General features: G+C 45.1%; 10 protein-coding genes. 6 read left to right on the top strand and 4 right to left on the bottom strand.

Annotation, left to right across the window (positions count from 1 at the left end):
• Positions 1–60: 60 nt before the first annotated feature.
• Entirely contained in the window at positions 61–573 is a 513-nt protein-coding gene (locus C0V77_RS07780) for a hypothetical protein (protein ID WP_101725774.1), read from the top strand.
• Positions 574–643: 70 nt separating this feature from the next.
• On the opposite strand, the gene C0V77_RS07785 is transcribed toward C0V77_RS07780, so the two are convergent.
• Positions 644–2,923 carry a glycosyl hydrolase family 95 catalytic domain-containing protein gene (locus tag C0V77_RS07785; RefSeq protein WP_101725775.1) on the bottom strand — a complete coding sequence of 760 codons (2,280 nt, stop codon included), beginning with the start codon at positions 2,921–2,923 and terminating at the stop codon, positions 644–646.
• A gap of 203 nt (positions 2,924–3,126) precedes the next feature.
• Positions 3,127–5,214, bottom strand: a complete 2,088-nt coding sequence (locus C0V77_RS07790) for a PQQ-binding-like beta-propeller repeat protein (protein WP_101725776.1) — start codon at positions 5,212–5,214, stop codon at positions 3,127–3,129.
• 477 nt (positions 5,215–5,691) lie between these two features.
• On the opposite strand from C0V77_RS07790, the gene C0V77_RS07795 reads away from it, so the two are divergent.
• The 3 genes from C0V77_RS07795 to C0V77_RS07805 all read left to right on the top strand — a co-directional run bounded on the left by C0V77_RS07795 (position 5,692) and on the right by C0V77_RS07805 (position 9,234).
• Positions 5,692–6,552: an ROK family protein gene (locus C0V77_RS07795; RefSeq protein WP_101725777.1), complete on the top strand. Its 861-nt coding sequence runs from the start codon at positions 5,692–5,694 to the stop codon at positions 6,550–6,552.
• Between the two features lie 115 nt (positions 6,553–6,667).
• On the top strand, positions 6,668–7,924 hold the full coding sequence (locus C0V77_RS07800) for an MFS transporter (RefSeq protein ID WP_101725778.1): 1,257 nt from the start codon (positions 6,668–6,670) through the stop codon (positions 7,922–7,924).
• A gap of 146 nt (positions 7,925–8,070) precedes the next feature.
• On the top strand, positions 8,071–9,234 hold the full coding sequence (locus C0V77_RS07805) for a DNA-binding transcriptional regulator (protein WP_101725779.1): 1,164 nt from the start codon (positions 8,071–8,073) through the stop codon (positions 9,232–9,234).
• A gap of 178 nt (positions 9,235–9,412) precedes the next feature.
• Here C0V77_RS07805 and C0V77_RS07810 read toward each other — a convergent pair whose 3' ends face one another.
• Positions 9,413–11,761 carry a hypothetical protein gene (locus C0V77_RS07810; protein ID WP_101725780.1) on the bottom strand — a complete coding sequence of 783 codons (2,349 nt, stop codon included), beginning with the start codon at positions 11,759–11,761 and terminating at the stop codon, positions 9,413–9,415.
• A 5-nt stretch (positions 11,762–11,766) separates the two neighbouring features.
• On the bottom strand, positions 11,767–14,433 hold the full coding sequence (locus C0V77_RS07815) for a glycosyl hydrolase 2 galactose-binding domain-containing protein (RefSeq protein ID WP_101725781.1): 2,667 nt from the start codon (positions 14,431–14,433) through the stop codon (positions 11,767–11,769).
• Positions 14,434–14,586: 153 nt separating this feature from the next.
• Here C0V77_RS07815 and C0V77_RS07820 point away from each other — a divergent pair, with 153 nt between their 5' ends.
• Together C0V77_RS07820 and C0V77_RS07825 are read left to right on the top strand one after the other, a co-directional pair.
• Entirely contained in the window at positions 14,587–15,894 is a 1,308-nt protein-coding gene (locus C0V77_RS07820; protein ID WP_101725782.1) for a photosystem II biosynthesis protein, read from the top strand.
• Positions 15,895–15,896: 2 nt separating this feature from the next.
• On the top strand, positions 15,897–17,060 hold the full coding sequence (locus C0V77_RS07825) for a CPBP family intramembrane glutamic endopeptidase (protein WP_101725783.1): 1,164 nt from the start codon (positions 15,897–15,899) through the stop codon (positions 17,058–17,060).
• Position 17,061: the final 1 nt, after the last annotated feature.

Consider the following 17,061-nt stretch of genomic DNA (forward strand, 5'->3'; position numbering starts at 1 on the left):
TTTGAAGCATCATTAATATAAAGGTTCTCTAACTCCTTTACAAAATTTATCATACAAAATATGAAAAAAACGCTCTTTGGTTTTGGCATACTTTCGCTGCTTTACTTAAGTTCATGTAAGACCTCGGCCGATGAGGTACCGGCTTTGAACCGCGTTAAGGCAGAATCAATTCTCGATTTTGACTGCGTCCGCAACTCAGCCGATGTGCCGTTAACCATTGCAGATGCGAAAAAAGGAATTTATGGCGAATGGCAACTGAAAGGCACCATTCAATTTACTCCGCTGCCAGAAGACCTACCGGATATTCGACTGAAGATATCAGAAAAAAGCACCGGCAAACAACTGGTTGAGATATTTGAAAATGGCAAACTGGCCAAAACCATGACCTTCGACTTTACACAAGGGCAAGTAGATAAGCTATATTGGGTAAACCTTAAACCAGATTTTGAAACCTTTGCCGATGGTAGCTATAACTACATAAGAGGAACTATCAGACTTTGCCCAACAGAACTGATGATTGATAACGGCATGGCCTTTGACGCGCCTGCGTATCTTTACAGAAAAATAAAATAAGTAAAAAAATATTGTACTAATCTATTATAAATCGGGGGATGTTTCTGTTACAGAAACTCCCTTTCAGTATTTATTCGTAACCATTTCTTACCACCATTTCTCCCCCTTTTTCAAAGGTCAGTTCCAACATATTACCTGGCAGTGTTTTAACCGCCACACCCTTGCGGGTCTGAAAATAATGGGTTTTAAAAGGTAACTTTAATAGGGCTTTACCACCTTTTTCGGCTACTATTTTAATGGCATCTACCTGCCCGGATTCCTTACTTGCACTCACCAGAAATGCCCCTTCAGCCCTTAGCTGTTCAAAACTTACTTGCTGCCAGGCATTGGGTATGGCCGGAAAAACCTCAATAAAACCTGCGTAGCTATGTAGCAGCATTTCCTGCACACCGGCTGCAAATGCAAAGTTACCTTCTAAGGTAAACGGCCTGTAAGTAAAAGTAGACTTACCTGACTTGGTCTGGTCGCCGTTAAGATGAAAAGAATTGACAGAACAAAAAGCGGTAGCAAAGTCTTTTAAAGCTCTGGCGGCTCCTTCTCCGTCTTTGGCTCTGGTTTTAAGATTACCCAGCCATGCGTAAGAATAACCACACCACAAACCGGGGCCTGTTTTTTCAAGTAGTTGTATGGTGTTTTTGATAATTGCCTGCTCTTTTGCTCCATTTTCCCAGCGGATTTCGCTCAACGGATGAATGGCCATCAAATGAGAAAAATGCCTGTGCGACTGATTATAGGGCAAATTTCGGGCAAATTTCAATTCATTGTTTTCGCTCAGATAATAATTAGAAAACTCAGCGTGAATCTGTTCATAATGCCTGGCCTCGGCCGTTAGTTTCAATTCTTTGGCCAGCTCTGCTGCTTTGGCAAAAACATATTTCATCAGGGCGAGGTCATAATTGGTATTTTCGCTGAACCAGGACCCTCTGGTATTTTCATTAATCTCCGGGCTGGTGCTTAGTGGTAATTGCCTTTTACCGGCTGCATCTTTATAGGTGATTTGTTCCAGATGCCGCGCTACTTCTTTAAACCACGGATACGCCCGCTTTTCAAGAAAAGCCCTGTCCATGCTGTACCGCCATTGCAGATAGTAATGCTGTGCCAGCCATGAAGAAACCGTAGGCGATAAAGAATACTGAATCCAGCCGCCCATTTCTTCACCGGTTAGGGTGGTTACACCCGGCACATTGAGGCCATCTGTACCAAAAAACCATTGCGTGTACTTTTTATATTGCGCTCTGTTCTGGTCAAGGTGATTCAGATACCCCATTGCTTCATCGAGGTGGTTGCCGCTATAGGCAGGCCAGTAACTTAGCTGGGTGTTGAGGTCATGATGAAAATCACCCTTCCAGGGTGGTAAACGGCCATTGTCGGCTGTCCATACCGCTTGTAAAGAAACAGGCGGCGTGTTGGCACGCGCCACGCTCCCGAGCTTGTATTGTTCAAGGTACCATTGTTTTTCAAGAACTGAGTCAGGCAGGCTGATAGACGACCTGCCCCAGAAGTTCTTCCACCAGGCCTGATGGCTGGCAATCGATGCCTTATAGGGTTGCGCAACAGACAACAGCCTTACTGCTTTTACCTTGGGCTTTTGCGGATAATGCGCCGAAATGGCCCACTGGCCTTCAACCACACTTGCTGAAACCTGCTGCCATTGTACACATACCTGATAACTGAACCCGCCCCAACCTTCTTGCTCATATACAAATGACTGGCGGTGTGCCAATACTTTTCCCTGTTTATAGCCCAGCCGCGCCAGGTCATCACCTGCCACTGAGCCACCGGCATTTTTATCTATTTCGCCTTCATATTCAGGCGCCAGAAGCTGCATACTGAAACCTTTCAGGTTCTCAAATCTGAAATACCCTATGGGTTTAGATGCATGTACAAAAGAGGTAAGCCTTGTGCCGCTTTCCCATTCAATTTCTGCTTCGGCTTTTTCAATGTTCAGGACAGCGCGCTTTACATCTCCCCAGCCGGTCATGTCAAATTCAAGGGCTGCACCAGGCAGTTTGCTTGGGGCGGGTTCGCTCTCGTAGGGTTCATCACCAATTTTTTGTATGGCCTTCAGGTTATCTTTCAACACCTGTTCTTTTACCCAGGCGTAATTAAAACCGGGTGTATGCAGGTCCTTCATGGGTCGTAAATCCCACAATTCGGCATGGTCGAGCGACAACCGTAACCTATTCCCTTTCTGCCAGATTAATTCTCCTATCAAGCCATTGCCTAGCGGCAGCCCCTCATCCCAACGCTTCGGTAATTGATTAAACTGCAAGCCAATGGCGTTTTCAGAAATCTGCGCCAGGGTGCTGATTGAAATACATAACAGGGCAATAAACAGAGATAACCGCATTGGATTTAAGTTTAATTGAAGAACAACCAATTGAATAAATACAACTACTAATTAAACTGATCAACAAACTTGCATTTAACCACCTCTACATAAGCTGGTAAGATTTGCAAAAAAACCTTCGTTTTGTTAACTGATGACCTCTACGGCGAACCGTTTCAGGCAGCGAGTTGCAGATAATTTCTTTTCTAAAATCATTTAGAATATCAGGGCAGCGCAAAAGCCACATACTTATCGCCCGATTTACTTTTCAGTTTGCCGCCGCCACAAGCTATTACTACGTATTGTTTGCCATTAACTGCATAAACACTGGGCGAGGCGTATCCGGCAGCAGGTAGTTTGGTTTGCCACAGTACTTTGCCTGTGTGGCGGTCAAATGCCCTTAACTGCTCATCTTTTGATGCTGCAATGAACAGCAATCCTCCGGCAGTTACTGCTGCACCGCCGTAGTTATCAGTACCGGTAGGTGGTATGCCTTTAGCAGTTAGTTCGGGGTATTCGCCCAAAGGCACCTGCCACTGGCGTTTGCCCGTGTTCATGTTTATGGCGGTCAGTGTTCCCCACGGAGGTGTACTTACCGGATATCCGTTAGTATCATACCAGCGGTTATACCCTGTATGGGTATAGGCCACGGTTGACAGCCCCGATTTTGCGGAACTTTGAGAACTGGAATTTTTACCGCTCAGATAATCAATTATGGCTTTTTTGTCGTTCTCTTTTATCTGGGTAAAGGCCGGCATCATTCCCCTGCCCTTGGCCAGAATCTGCAAAATACCCTCATTCGTGTACCTGGTGGTTACCCCCAGTAAACCCGGTATAGTTCCGTCATGATTCCCTTCGCGGTCGGTGCCGTGGCAGGCAGCGCAATAGGTCTGGTACAATTGTTTTCCTGACACTGCGGCCTTACCACTTGCAGAATGAGGGGAGTCTATCAATGAGCTGAATACCGGATTTTCTTTGGCCGGCACGTAAAGAATACTGTTTTCGTCTACCGATGCCCCACCCCATTGCGCCCCACCGTCACTGCCCGGAAAAAAGAGTGTTCTCTCTCTGCCCAAAGGAATAAAGGGGCTGCCGGTTTTAGACTTTTTCAAGGTTTCAATAATTTCTTCTTTGTTTGATGCAAAGCTGTTCACATCATCAACAGTAAACCGCTGCCTGGTAAAAGGCTCGGGTAACAAAGGTATGGGTTGTGTTTTGGAGGCCAACTCGCCCGGGATATCAGAGGCCGGAAAAGGCTTCTCTTCAATCGGAAAGACAGGCTTACCTGTTACGCGGTCAAATACAAACGTAAAACCCTGCTTACTAACTACCGACACCACATCTGTCTTTTTTCCATTCAGGGTAATAGTAAACAAATTGGGCGGAGCCGGAATATCTCTGTCCCAGATATCATGATGCACCGTCTGAAAATGCCATAGCCGCTTTCCGGTACTGGCGTTCAGGGCTATCAGGCAATTGGCAAACAGGTTATCCCCTTTTCGGTTTCCGCCGTAAAAATCAAAAGCTGCCGAACCCGTGGGTATATATACTATCCCGCGTTTCTCGTCAACAGCCATGCCCATCCAGCTATTGGCGCCTCCTACGTTTTTGTAATTCTCTTTTTCCCAGGTATGATATCCGTATTCACCCGGACGGGGTATGGTTCTGAATGTCCAGATTAATCGCCCTGATACCACATCATAAGCTCTTACATCGCCAAGCAAAGCTGTGGCACTTTCAGAGACCCTTGTACCCACTATCAGCACATTTTTATAAATTGAGGGCGGTGTGTTGGCCACCACGTAATCATCAGCGCCGGGTCGTTCAATCCCATCTTTCAGATTGATTTTCCCGCCGCTGCCAAAAGTTGGTAAAGGCTTGCCGTCGGCGGCATTCAAAGCATACATCAAAGCGCCATAGGCAAAGAAAATACGGGCTTCTTTGCCGTCTGACCAATAAGTTACCCCACGGCTGGTCATGTTAAAGGTATCATCATTCAGGCGTGTCTTCCAGATTTCTCTTCCGGTAGCGGCATCAACTGCAAAAGCCTGCGACCCCGCCGAAACCCCATACAATATCCCGTTAATAACAATCGGGTTACACTGCATCTGGGTGGTATTCTTCAGGGTGTCTGCCCCGCCCGAGGCATACGCCCAGGTTACTTTTAGTTTTTTTACGTTTTCGGTGTTAATCTGGGTAAGAGAAGAAAAATGATTTTTGTCGGGCCCGCCGTTGTACTCTGTCCAGTCGGTATCAGGCACGGCATCAGGAGTTGCCTGAAGCATCAGAGCTACTATGCCCGGCAGAACCATAAGCAGGCGGAATGGCACTAAAAGCCCTTTGTAAAGGTGAGGATTTCGTTTCATTGTTTACAGGGTATAACCATCGGGCATCTTGCTTTACACTTTCGCCATAATAGTAGCAAAAGATTGGCAATAGCACAATTTTTCTTGAATTGAATAGAGTTCTCAAAAATAATAAAATTTGAATCAGTTATTACGGCAGATTTAATTTATACTTAACATTCAAAAGAAAGATTCCGAGCAACAAACCAACCCCAACCGCCTGTATTTATGTACTTTACATGAAAGACCGGTTATTTTACAGGCAAACCTCGCAACAAAAAATTAAAATTCCCCTGTTTTACAATGGTATCTTTTTTAAGGTATAAAGTATTGTAACTGTATGTAGATTCTACAAGCACACGCCATAAAAAAACTATAAGCCATTGGAGAAACTTACATTAAACCACAGAAAATTAAACCAATGGAAATTAAAATCTAAAGACTATGAATATAGGGGTTGACTTGGGAGGAACAAAAATTAAAGCCGGTGTCGAAATGAATGGCGCGGTTATTAAGCAGGAAACAATTTTGCTGCAAGACAAAGATTCTCTTTCTTCCACACTACAACAATTAATTGACCTGATTAAGCCGCTGATGGCTTATTCCGTAAACAGTATCGGCATCGGAGTGCCCTCTGTAGTAGACACAGAAAAAGGAATCGTTTATGACGTAACCAATATTCCGTCATGGAAAAAGGTAGACTTAAAAGATATTCTTCAGGATGAATTTAACGTTCCGGTGTTTGTTAACAACGACGTAAACTGCTTTACGCTCGGCGAAAGCCGCTTCGGGTTGGCGCAGGGTTTTAGCTCAGTAGTTGGCGTTACAACAGGTACGGGTCTGGGTTCGGGTATTATTATCAATAACCAGTTGTATGTGGGTAATAACTGCGGTGCCGGAGAAATAGGCTTGCTGCCGTATCTGGACCAGAATCTGGAATATTACACCAGTAACAATTTCTTTGAGGCCATTCATGGCATAACTGCCCTTGAGGCCAACCATGCGGCCATGGCAGGCAATAAAATAGCCATAGACCTCTGGCACCAGTTCGGTAAGCATCTGGGTACGGCCATTAAAACCATTATGTATGCCTACGACCCCCAGGCTATTGTGCTGGGTGGCTCGCTGTCAAAGGCTTATCCATTCTTTGAAATGGGTATGTACAATGCTTTGGTCGACTTCTCTTTTCCGGAATCACTCAAACGCCTGAAAATATTTGTTTCACAAGATGAAAACATCTCATTACTTGGCGCAGCAGCTTTGATTCCGAACAACTACGACAACGTTTTGCTGAAAGACAGATAGCAGAAAGCGGGCATTGGTTAGCTTATCTGCTCTTAGGTAAAAGCATTTGATTTTTGTTTTCAAAGGCAAATGCTTACCTTTAAAAAACACAATTTGACAAACACAAGGCACCCGTATGAAAAGTAAAACATTTATTGTAGTTCTGATTCTATTTATATTCTTTGTTATCTCTTTTCTGAGTAATATTCTTGGAGCTATCATACCAGACATCGCCACGAGTTTCAGCCTCAGCCTCGGCTGGTCGGGTTTCTTGCCGTTTGCTTTTTTTGTTTCTTATGCCGTAGCCTCTATTCCGTCAGGAATCCTCGTTGAAAAATATCGCGAAAAACGCATTCTGCTGCTGGCTTTTTTTCTGGCCTTTGCGGGTGCTCTTTTGTTTGCCATAACCCCCACGTTTTCAGTAGCGCTTGTTTCTTTGTTTATCATTGGCCTGGGCATGGCTATGCTACAAGTGGTAATTAACCCGCTTCTGAGAGTTTCGGGCGGCGAAGAGAACTTTGCTTTCAACTCCGTTATGGGCCAGTTGTTTTTTGGTGGTGCGTCGTTCCTGAGCCCAATGCTTTACAGCTATTATGTGCAGAATGTGCACACCAACCCAAATCCTAACTTGATTGTATCAACGCTTAATGGCCTTGTAAGCCCCGATTTAAAGTGGGTATCTGTTTACTGGACATTCTCAATCATTGCACTTCTGATGGTTTTGATTGTCTGGTTTGTTAAATTTCCGGAAGTAGAACTGAAAGACGACGAGAGAATAGACACCGGTAAGGCATTTAATGAACTGCTGAATAATAAATTTGTATGGCTGTTTTTTCTGGGCATATTCAGTTATGTAGGCACCGAGCAGGGAATTGCCAACTGGACATCCAAGTTCTTGCAGATTTACCATAAAGTAGACCCCACAACCCTTGGGGCGTCAGTTATTTCTTACTTCTGGGGTCTGCTTACCATCGGTTGCTTTCTGGGATTGGTACTTCTGAAATTTATAGACAGCCGCAAGGTTCTTATATTTTTTACGCTTGGGGCCATTATCTCATTACTTGCAGGTTTATTCGGCCCGCTTGAAGTTGCCCTGTATGCCTTCCCGGCAGCCGGGTTCTTTGCCTCGGTTATGTGGTCAATTGTGGTATCTCTTGCGCTTAATTCGGTGCCGTATCATCATGGCACGTTATCGGGCATTTTATGTACAGGTATTGCCGGTGGAGCCGTTGTACCGATGATTATCGGTGGCCTGGGTGAAATATTCGGGCTGCGCTTCGGAATGCTGTTTTTATTGATAACCCTGGGTTATATATTAAGCATTGGTTTCTGGGCCAAACCGCTGGTTACTAATGCCACAATTAAAAGCTGGAAAGATTTACTTAAACAGTAAGGGCAGTGAATTTTGAAATTATGATTGGTGAATATATTTTTACTATGCCAGAGACGCATTTCTTGCGTCTCTTTAGTTTTTAGTAGTGATTGTGCTGATTACCGGAACAGATACGTTAGATTTGTGGATTAGGGAAATTTATTACTATGTATAAAATCATACTTTTAATTGACTTTGCTGAAGAGTATAGCAAGGCTCTATTGAAAGGCATTGCCAAATACTCTAAAGACCACGGCCCCTGGATTTTCTGTCGGATGCCGCTATTTCAGCGTGAAACCATCGGGATGGAAGGGATTCTGGAATGGGCCCTTGAATGGGGTGCCGATGGTATTATCGGGCAGCTCTACAATGACCCCGCCGTTGAAAAATTCATTGAGGCGGGTATTCCGGTTATTGCACAGGACTTCAAGGAACGCTTCCCCGATATACCCAATATAACCGGGGCACACAAGGAAGCCGGAGAAATGGGTGCCGAGTACTTTTTGCGGAAGGGTTTCAAGAACTTTGCTTTTTATGGATTTAAAGACATTGTGTGGTCACGCGAGCGTGCTGAAGGCTATGAAGAGCGCATCAGCAGAGCAGGTTACAAGGTTCATTATTTTGAACACGCCATGGCTCGCTCTACCGAAATCTGGTACTACAAGCCCAGCTCGCTGAGCCAGTGGCTTAAATCTTTACCCAAACCCATTGCCCTGATGGCCTGCGACGATAACCAGGGGCAGCACATTACTGAAGCATGCAGGCACTCGCAAATACGTATTCCGGAAGAAGTGGCTGTGTTAGGAGTAGATAACGATGAAATGATTTGTGAGTTTTCTGACCCCCCGCTATCAAGCATTGGCCAGGATGCCGAAAAAGGAGGTTACGACGCCGCCCGGCTGCTGGAACACATGATAAAAAACGGCACGTCTAACTACTACGATATTGTTGTGAAACCTACACAGGTAGTTACTCGCCAGTCGACAGATATTTACGCTACCAATGATGACTACATAGCGGCATCACTCAAATTTATTCACCAGAACATAGATAAAAACCTGCAGGTAGACGATGTAGTAAAACAGGTGCCGTTATCAAGGCGTGCATTAGAGAAACGCTTTCAGTACATAACCGGATTACCCATCTACAAGTATATTTTCAATTTGAGAATTGAGAAGCTAACCCAGAAACTACGTGAAACAGACATGACTGTGTTTGAAATTGCGCTGGATATGGGCCTTACAGACAGCAAAAATATTGCCCGGCAGTTCAGGCAAGTGAAAGGTTGCACACCCATTGAGTACCGTAACCGGTATCTGGCCGGTAAGTAGAAGTAGCTAGTTTTACCTTATTAGATATCAATCTATTCCTGTTTTTTAAAATAGCTCATTAGCATCTGAACAAAAACAATATCCCGCAGGGATTGTATATTAAAAATTCGTTTTCTTAATATACAATCCCTGCGGGATTCTCGTCATTATAAGCCTGCCCCTTAAGGCTATCTTGCGTTTATTGTTTCAGCAACCAGATGTCCGAAATCTTCGAGTGTTTACGCCAGTTGAGGTGCGACTCTTCAGGAACATCAAAAGAAACGTTAATAATTCCGTCCTGGCTCAGATTCAACGGCACAATCCACTCTTTAAATGTCTCATTTTCACGGTTATAAAGTACAGGGTCCAGCCTTTTTCCGTCTACCCTCAGAAGGGCTTCGCCTGAGCCTGCAATTCTGATGATGTAACGCGCATCCGGCGATAGGTTATCATAAGTCAGTTCTGGTGCTTTCTGGAAGGTTTGCGAAGAAAGACGTGTGCGGCTGAAGCCGTTATCCCACCAGGCAACATCGGTGGCGTCGTCAATAATTGTTTTAACACGGGGGCCCTTGCTGATGCTCGACACATCGTCATAGAAACTACCTGCACCCGGGTTCTCCCATTTACCGATAACGTCAAGCCTGGCCAATACCTTGGCGTTGCTGTCGGCAAGCTGTGGTTTCAGTTTTTTAAACTTGTCTTCCACCCACCAGCGGTTGTTAAGCGGGTAGTCTACAAAATCAAGCAAACACCCACGCTCATAGCCTTTGGCTTTGTGCTTGGGTACGCTGGTCTGCAAGCCGATAGAAGCATACAAAGTTTCGCACAATTGCTCAATTTTTTTGCGCAAATCAGTATTCTGCGGAGCATTGTCAGCCTTTGCAAGCACCTCCAGGGCGGCGGTCATGGCTTTATCTGCTCCGGTTTTAGGTGCATCGGCCAGCAAAGTGTTGGCCTGTTTTTCAAGCCCTTGTTCGTAAATTAATCTGCGGCGCGTGTAGGTGTCATAGTAGGCACGTAGCAATAACATCTGCCAGCGCCAGTTTTCAGAAAGTTGAGGTGTGGCCGAAGCCTCCATGCTTTTCCAGAATGAAAATGTGGCTTCTACGCCACCATTCTGCGCCAGTGGGCCTTTCCAGTTATTTTCAAGGGCGGCAATGCCATCGGCCATGTTATCTGCCAGGTTATTACCAAAGAAAAAGTTACTGTAATCAACCAGAATATCTCTTACATCTGCCTGTGCGTCCCAGGCTTTCATGCTCCACACCATTTTGTTGATGTCGTCATGGCAACCGTCAGAATAAGACACGAAGCCATCTGTAAAAGGTGCATAAGTAGACTGAATAGCTGCAAATTCATAAGGCCGGGGGTTGCAGGCTTCTCTGCCCAGGGTAAGGGCATAGGCCTGGTCCCATTGTCTTACCGGAAACTCACTTCTTACGTTATGGGTAAGGTCGGGGTATTCGCGGTGTTGGTAATTTTTGGGCAGGCGGTAGCGGGTTTCAGCCATAGACGGGCTGCCCGGGCCAGATACCACGCCCTGCAACCAGTTTGGTTTCTTGTCTTTCAGATACTGATAAAAATAATCTACCTGCTCTACACTAAAGCCCTGCAACGAAAGCCATATTTTAGCTTTGGGATGGTATTTTACCAGGCGTTCGTGCAGTTCTTTCAGAAAAGGCAAAACCTCTCTCGGGTGGTTATCGCCGGGGTCGCCACCCGGTACAAAAATATGGTCAAGCCTTGGGCATTCTTTATAGAATGTCTCGTGCATTTTCAGTTCGGCTGTGCGTTTCTGGGTATCCTGCAAATCAAAAGTTACGGGTGTCCATACCCAGTAATCCTGGTCATAGGCTTTGCAAATCTCACTTATTTTTACGCGCATTTCGGCGGCAGATATCTTGAAGTGCGGGCTTGGGTTTTCGTCTTCATGAAACGGAATGCCCTCAACGGCATTAGAACCAAAAATGGCCAGTTCTCTGATATACTGCTCAAACTGTGCCACTGTCCAGGCATCGTAAGAGTTGGCAGTGTGTCTGTACCCCAGCTGATGCCCTCTGATTGGGTAGGACGGCGAAGACGCCACATTAATTTTTTGCTGCAACTGAATGCTTTTAGGGGCAAATATGCCCTTGCGCAACACCCAGCCAGACCCAAACAAAACACCTCGGGCGTCGGCACCTATTACCCATAAGATACCTCCTTTGTCGGTCAGTTCAGATACAACCCTGAAACCTTCAGGCTTAAACTCCGGCCCGTTTTTATCTGCACCAACCGGAATGGCCCTGCCTTGCCAGGTTTTATCGCCCGACAACACCAATGCAATGGCATATTCGTTGTTTTTAGGTAACGCGGTTATCGGCTTTAAAGCAATGGATGTGCGCTTCTGAATTTCTTCGGTAAGCATTCGCAGGGTGGTTTCGCGCACCGGCGACGGGATAGAACCCGAAGCCGCAATACCTGCATTCTTAATTGTTATAGTTTGGGCTGTGGCTGCCAAACAAAGCAGCCACAAAAAAGTAAAAAGGCGAATAGATGGACGATTCATAAGTTTTAAAGGGTGATAGATTTAGACAGGTTGTAACCTTGTATTTTTATAACCGGGTTACCGCCCTTCAGGTCTTTTTTATTGTATTTCACAGTAATAGTTTTGCTCTCTTTTGGTGGAACAGACACGTAATTGTCTGACCAGAAAACGGGTGTAACCGCCTCTTTACCATCGGTCAGTTCTGCTTCTGTAAAGAAAGCCAGCTTATCTGTGGTATTAGTCAATTTAAGCGTTACTTCCAATTCTCCGTCTTTCAGTTCTTTTACAGTCTTCTCGGCTGTTAGCTGAACTTTCGGCAAAGTATTTAATGGATTAAAGTCAGCATATTGTTTCTGAGGCGTATAGAACCAAAAGTACTTCGACCAGTCTAACTGGTCTTTCTGTGAGGCAAGCCAGTAGAAATTATCTGCAATTACCTCACCCTTACTGTTTTTCAATTTCAGGTCAAGGAAAAACACCTCGTTCTTTCCGGTCAGTTCTGGTACATTCAACCATTTTCTGGTCGAGTTTTCGCCCATTGCTACCTTTTCAGTCTTAGCAAATACCTGTTTTGAATCTTTATTGAACAATCTGATTTCGGCTGATACGCCATCTAAAGCTGTGCGGGTATCATTACTCAGATGCACCGTATGATTATGGTAATCGTAAATGATGTTAACCGGCTGAGAGGCCTTTTTGGTACCGTAATAAGCGCCGGTTGGCATCAGGTAGTAGTCGTACAATTGCCAGTAAAACTCTGGCCAGGGCGAGTTAAGCATCCACTGCACCACACCCGTTGCCACAGGGCGGTTAATTACAAAGGCTTCAAACATAGGCCTTATGGCTTCATAATTCATTACCTGCGCTTTCAGAGCCAGTTCGTCCAGATTAGCAGGTGCGCCATATCGTTTGTTCATGGCGTTTAGGTAAACACCAATTGTATTAAAATCTTTACGACCAGAGTGGTAGTTCCACATCTTGTTATCCGGTGGCCATAAATCAGCCGTTGGTATCATCTTTTTAATACTGCTTACAGGCGGCACCTGTGGCCCCGGGCCTGTTTCGCTATTAAACCCGAATGCCCCACCCAGCTTTTTATCTTCAAACCAGTAAACCGGTGGCACGTATTCGTAAGGGCCATTCATTTTCATACCCGATTTGCCGGTAATGGTACTGGTAAACTCGCCCGACGAAATCAAGAACGGACGTGTAGGGTCATATTGTTTCAGGGTTTCATGGTAACGTTTTTCAAGCGAAGGCTTTGGCATGGCGTCGCTGCCGCCTGCCCATGTAAAAATACTTGGGTGATTACGCAGCCACTTCACCTGGTCGCGCAGGTAGTCTGACAACAACGTTTCTTCATCAGGCGTAAGTTTTACCGAATACAAATCTACTCCTTCGTTAATCGGCAGGTTTTCATCGCCGGGTTTTATTTTCAATTCCAGCCCCAGGTAATCAGGCCATTCCCACTGGCAGCTCCAGCCCACCATCAACAAAATACCGTTTTCGTCACACAAATCATATATGTGGTGATTATTACCCCATACGCCCTCAAATCTGAGCGAGTTCAGGTTCATTTCTTTTACGTATCGTATCTGCGCTGCATCTTTTTCGGGCATGTAACGCAAAAACAAATCGTCAACCCATCCGGCACTTTTAATCAATACTTCACGGCCGTTCACTTTATAGCCCCGCACGTTTTTATCGTTCAGGTAGGTTTCTATCTTTCTGATACCAAATCTGGTCGATTGCTTGTCAGATAATTTGCCCTGCTCTTTCACTTCCATATTCAGTGTGTACAAATCAGGGTTACCCAGCCCGTTAGGCCACCAGAGTTTAGGATTTTTAATGAGCAGTTCTTTGGTATCAGCCGGGCTGAACCTCACTTCTTTGCGCTCGTTCGGGGCCAGCTTTACACTTTTGCTGAAACTGATGTTCTCTATAGTACCGGTTACTTCTACCGTTTTAGCTTCGCTGGTATGGTTAGTTAACTCAGTGCTTACCGTAAGGCTGGCCTTGCTTAAATCTTTAGGATCAAGGTCTGGTGCCACGAATGTGGCGTTCATAGATACCTTGCCTGAGCGTCTCAGCCTTATATCGCGGTAAATACCCATGTAATGGTCGGGTGGTGTAGGCGCCCAGTCAACAAAACCCATGTAGAAATTTCTTACTTTAGGCGGAAACACCTCTACCAGAAGGGTATTCTCGCCATCTTTGGCTGCTTTGGTGATGTCAATTTCAAACTGACGAAAAGCGCCGAAAAGGGTATCCTGCGATGCTATCTTCACCCCATTCAGCCAGAAATTGGCACGATAGTTTACACCATCTACCTGCAAGGCCAGTTGTTCTTCTTCGGTGTCCAGGTCGTCAATAGTAAATGTATTTCTAAACCACCAGGGGTTTTCGAAAGGTGCACGGGGTATGTTTTCCAGGTTTTTGCCCATAAAAGGGTCTTTATAAACGCCGGCTTCTACCAATGCGCCTAAAACCGTGGTGGGCACGGTGGCTTTCACCCACTTATCGGGGTTTATTAATTGCTCCGACACACTTTTGGCATCGGCAGCAGTCTCTTTGGTTGAAGCAATAGACCAGTTGTCGGTCAGGGTTCTTTCTTCCACTTTTACTTTAGGGCTGCAACCGGCCAACCAGACGCTGCCCAGCATACCCAAAAGCAAACTCCATCTTTTATTCATATTGTTTGTGCTTGATTTACTTTCTGATTTATACTTGTAAAATTAGGTTTCGGACTATTGCCATGCAAAATATATGGTCTTTAATAGTCTTTTCAATGGCTTGTATCGTATAGTAAAAGAATTCTGTACAACCTTCAATATTAACCTAAACAAATGAAAGACAAACAATTATATTTCAGCATGCTGGTTGTGGCCCTATCGCTCGGAACAGCCTGGGCTATCCGTGGGCAGTTCGGGCATGAGCATGGCGCCGCCTGGGCCGGAGGCATCGGATGCCTGAGCCTGATAATGGTAGCCAAAAGAGGCGACTGGTACAGCAAAGTATTTAGTGCTACGCTGGCAGGTGCCCTGGGTTGGGGTATTGGTGGTATTATGAGCTACGGCATAGTAGTAGGCTATGGCAGAGCTTCTGATTTTATAAACACCTATTACGGCCTTATGATGCTTTTTGTTATAGGTGGCCTTTATGGGTACATCGGTGGCGGGCTGTTTGGGCTTTCGTTATCGAGTACCGCCAAAAACCCGGTTAAATGGGTAAACCTGACTATTGAAATGGTGGTGGGCGGAATATTGTTTTACTACTTTATGATTTATGAGTTTGAGTGGTTTATGACCCCACCGCGCTCTGAAATGTGGGCAGTGTGCTTTGGTATGGCTGTTGCGCTTACCTGGTTTATGATTCGCCACCAGCAGACCTCGGCTATCAGAGTGGCGGTTTTTTCTGGTTTAGGCGGTGGGTTTGGGTTTGCGCTCGGTAATTTCTTTCAGGTTTTAGGCGGGGTTTCTGGCATTAAATTCAATTTCTGGAATGTGATGGAATACACTCTGGGTTTCTTTGGCGGGCTAGGCATGGCATACGGAACACTTACTTCTAAATGGGAAACATCAGAACCACAACAAAAGAAAGCCAATCAGTTTTTTCCGATACTGATGCTCTCACTCATTATTCCGTTTACTGTCTGGCAACAGAATTTTGACACCAAACGCATATATGCAACCCTGATTGAGATTGGTATAATAGATGGCAGCCCGCTATTGGCCGCTACCGAATGGAGCGGGCTTGTATTGGTGTTGATTCTGGCAGCATTCAGCTTTTATCAGTACTATAACCACAGGCCGGCTTCGGTTACCTATACTTACAAAGAAATTCAAACCTTTTTTGTGGTTTACCTGGGCATTTATATTGTATTCAGCTATATAATTACAGGTGCGTTTTTTAGCACTTATCGCATTGAGCAATATTTATACACGATTAACCTGATAGCCATTATGCTGCTGATTGGCAAAACGAAGCCGACATTCAGTAACAGAAACATTGACGGCAACAAATGGGCTGTTAACATGGTATGGGTGGCCTTATTTATTGCCGTGCTGGCATTTATTGCCAAAAGCTCGCATGATGAACTGAAAGGAGCCCATAAAAGATTTGGAGAAGAAGTAGTTGAAGAAACTGCCAAATAAAAATGAAAAATTACCTTCAGTATATTCGTTCAGGGTCTATAATAACGGGCATTTTGTTCGCGCTGTTTTTGTATTTCAACAAAGACCAACCCCTGAACGAATTGCTGATGGCTAGCGTGTGTTTTGTGCTGCTGCACCTGCTGCTGTTTACTTTGGGAAACGAGGGCGTAGCTGCACAACTTACCACCGATTTGAAGGCTGGCACCGAAAAAACCGTGCTGTTTCCGGTATGCCTGATTGCCCTGCTATACATTTACATCATTTATCATGGCGGTTCGCCGCTTGAGGGTTCAGCAGCGCTGTTTCCTTTTTTTGCGTTGTTTCCTGTTCTTGGGTTTCTGGCATTTAAAAAGACTTATATCGCCTGGTCCGATTTTGTATTTCTGCTTCTGCTGCTTATACCGTCGGTTTCTATATCCTTTAAAAGCAATACCAGCCTGCCAGTGCATGGCAATGGTTTCAGCTCTGTTTATAAGCTGGTTATTATGTTGCTGGCGTTTTATGCATTTGGCATTATAAGGGGCATAAAAGACATTGGCTTCTATCCTGTTTTTCAATGGCGCGCACTAGGCATAGCCCTGGCATGCTGGCTGGGTTTTCTGGGTTTGGTATGGCTCATTGCCTATGCTTCGGGTTTCCTGAATTTATCAGTTGCAGAGGCGTTCGCAGAAGAAGGTTTTGCTCAGGGGCTCAGAAACATGATACGCGTTTTTTTAGGCACGGCTTTGTTTGAAGAATTGTTTTTCAGAGGATTGATACAGAATATGCTGGCAAAGAAAATAGGGCAGTATAAAAACTGGAGACCATTCTGGCAATGGAGTCTGGTGCTTTTTGCCGCGCTGGCATTTTTAACGGGGTATCTGATGGACAAAAGCCTGTTCTGGCTACCCCTATTGATTACCGGCTTACTGTTTGCAGCGGCTTATCTGATTGAGAAATCGGGTAAAACATCACAAGGCACTTATACTGCGCTGGCTATAACCAGCATTTTTTTCGGGCTGGTGCATTTTCATGCCGGTTCAATTATTTTTGTAGGGCTGGCAAGTATTGCGGGCTGGTTTTATGGATATACTTATCTGAAAACCCGAAATGTTTTTTATGCAGCGCTGGTGCATACACTGGTTAACTCTTCAGAGTTTTTATTTGCCCTTGACGGCCTGCGATAGA

It is taken from the genome of Emticicia sp. TH156, assembly GCF_002855535.1.
Taxonomy (GTDB): Bacteria; Bacteroidota; Bacteroidia; order Cytophagales; family Spirosomataceae; genus Emticicia; species Emticicia fluvialis.

Bases quoted from the DNA above. Each gene is read 5' to 3' on its own strand.
- C0V77_RS07805 (WP_101725779.1), top strand. From the start codon at position 8,071: ATGTATAAAATCATACTTTTAATTGACTTTGCTGAAGAGTATAGCAAG.
- C0V77_RS07815 (WP_101725781.1), bottom strand. From the start codon at position 14,433: ATGAATAAAAGATGGAGTTTGCTTTTGGGTATGCTGGGCAGCGTCTGG.
- C0V77_RS07825 (WP_101725783.1), top strand. From the start codon at position 15,897: ATGAAAAATTACCTTCAGTATATTCGTTCAGGGTCTATAATAACGGGC.
- C0V77_RS07810 (WP_101725780.1), bottom strand. From the start codon at position 11,761: ATGAATCGTCCATCTATTCGCCTTTTTACTTTTTTGTGGCTGCTTTGT.
- C0V77_RS07820 (WP_101725782.1), top strand. From the start codon at position 14,587: ATGAAAGACAAACAATTATATTTCAGCATGCTGGTTGTGGCCCTATCG.
- C0V77_RS07780 (WP_101725774.1), top strand. From the start codon at position 61: ATGAAAAAAACGCTCTTTGGTTTTGGCATACTTTCGCTGCTTTACTTA.
- C0V77_RS07790 (WP_101725776.1), bottom strand. From the start codon at position 5,214: ATGGTTCTGCCGGGCATAGTAGCTCTGATGCTTCAGGCAACTCCTGAT.
- C0V77_RS07785 (WP_101725775.1), bottom strand. From the start codon at position 2,923: ATGCGGTTATCTCTGTTTATTGCCCTGTTATGTATTTCAATCAGCACC.
- C0V77_RS07795 (WP_101725777.1), top strand. From the start codon at position 5,692: ATGAATATAGGGGTTGACTTGGGAGGAACAAAAATTAAAGCCGGTGTC.
- C0V77_RS07800 (WP_101725778.1), top strand. From the start codon at position 6,668: ATGAAAAGTAAAACATTTATTGTAGTTCTGATTCTATTTATATTCTTT.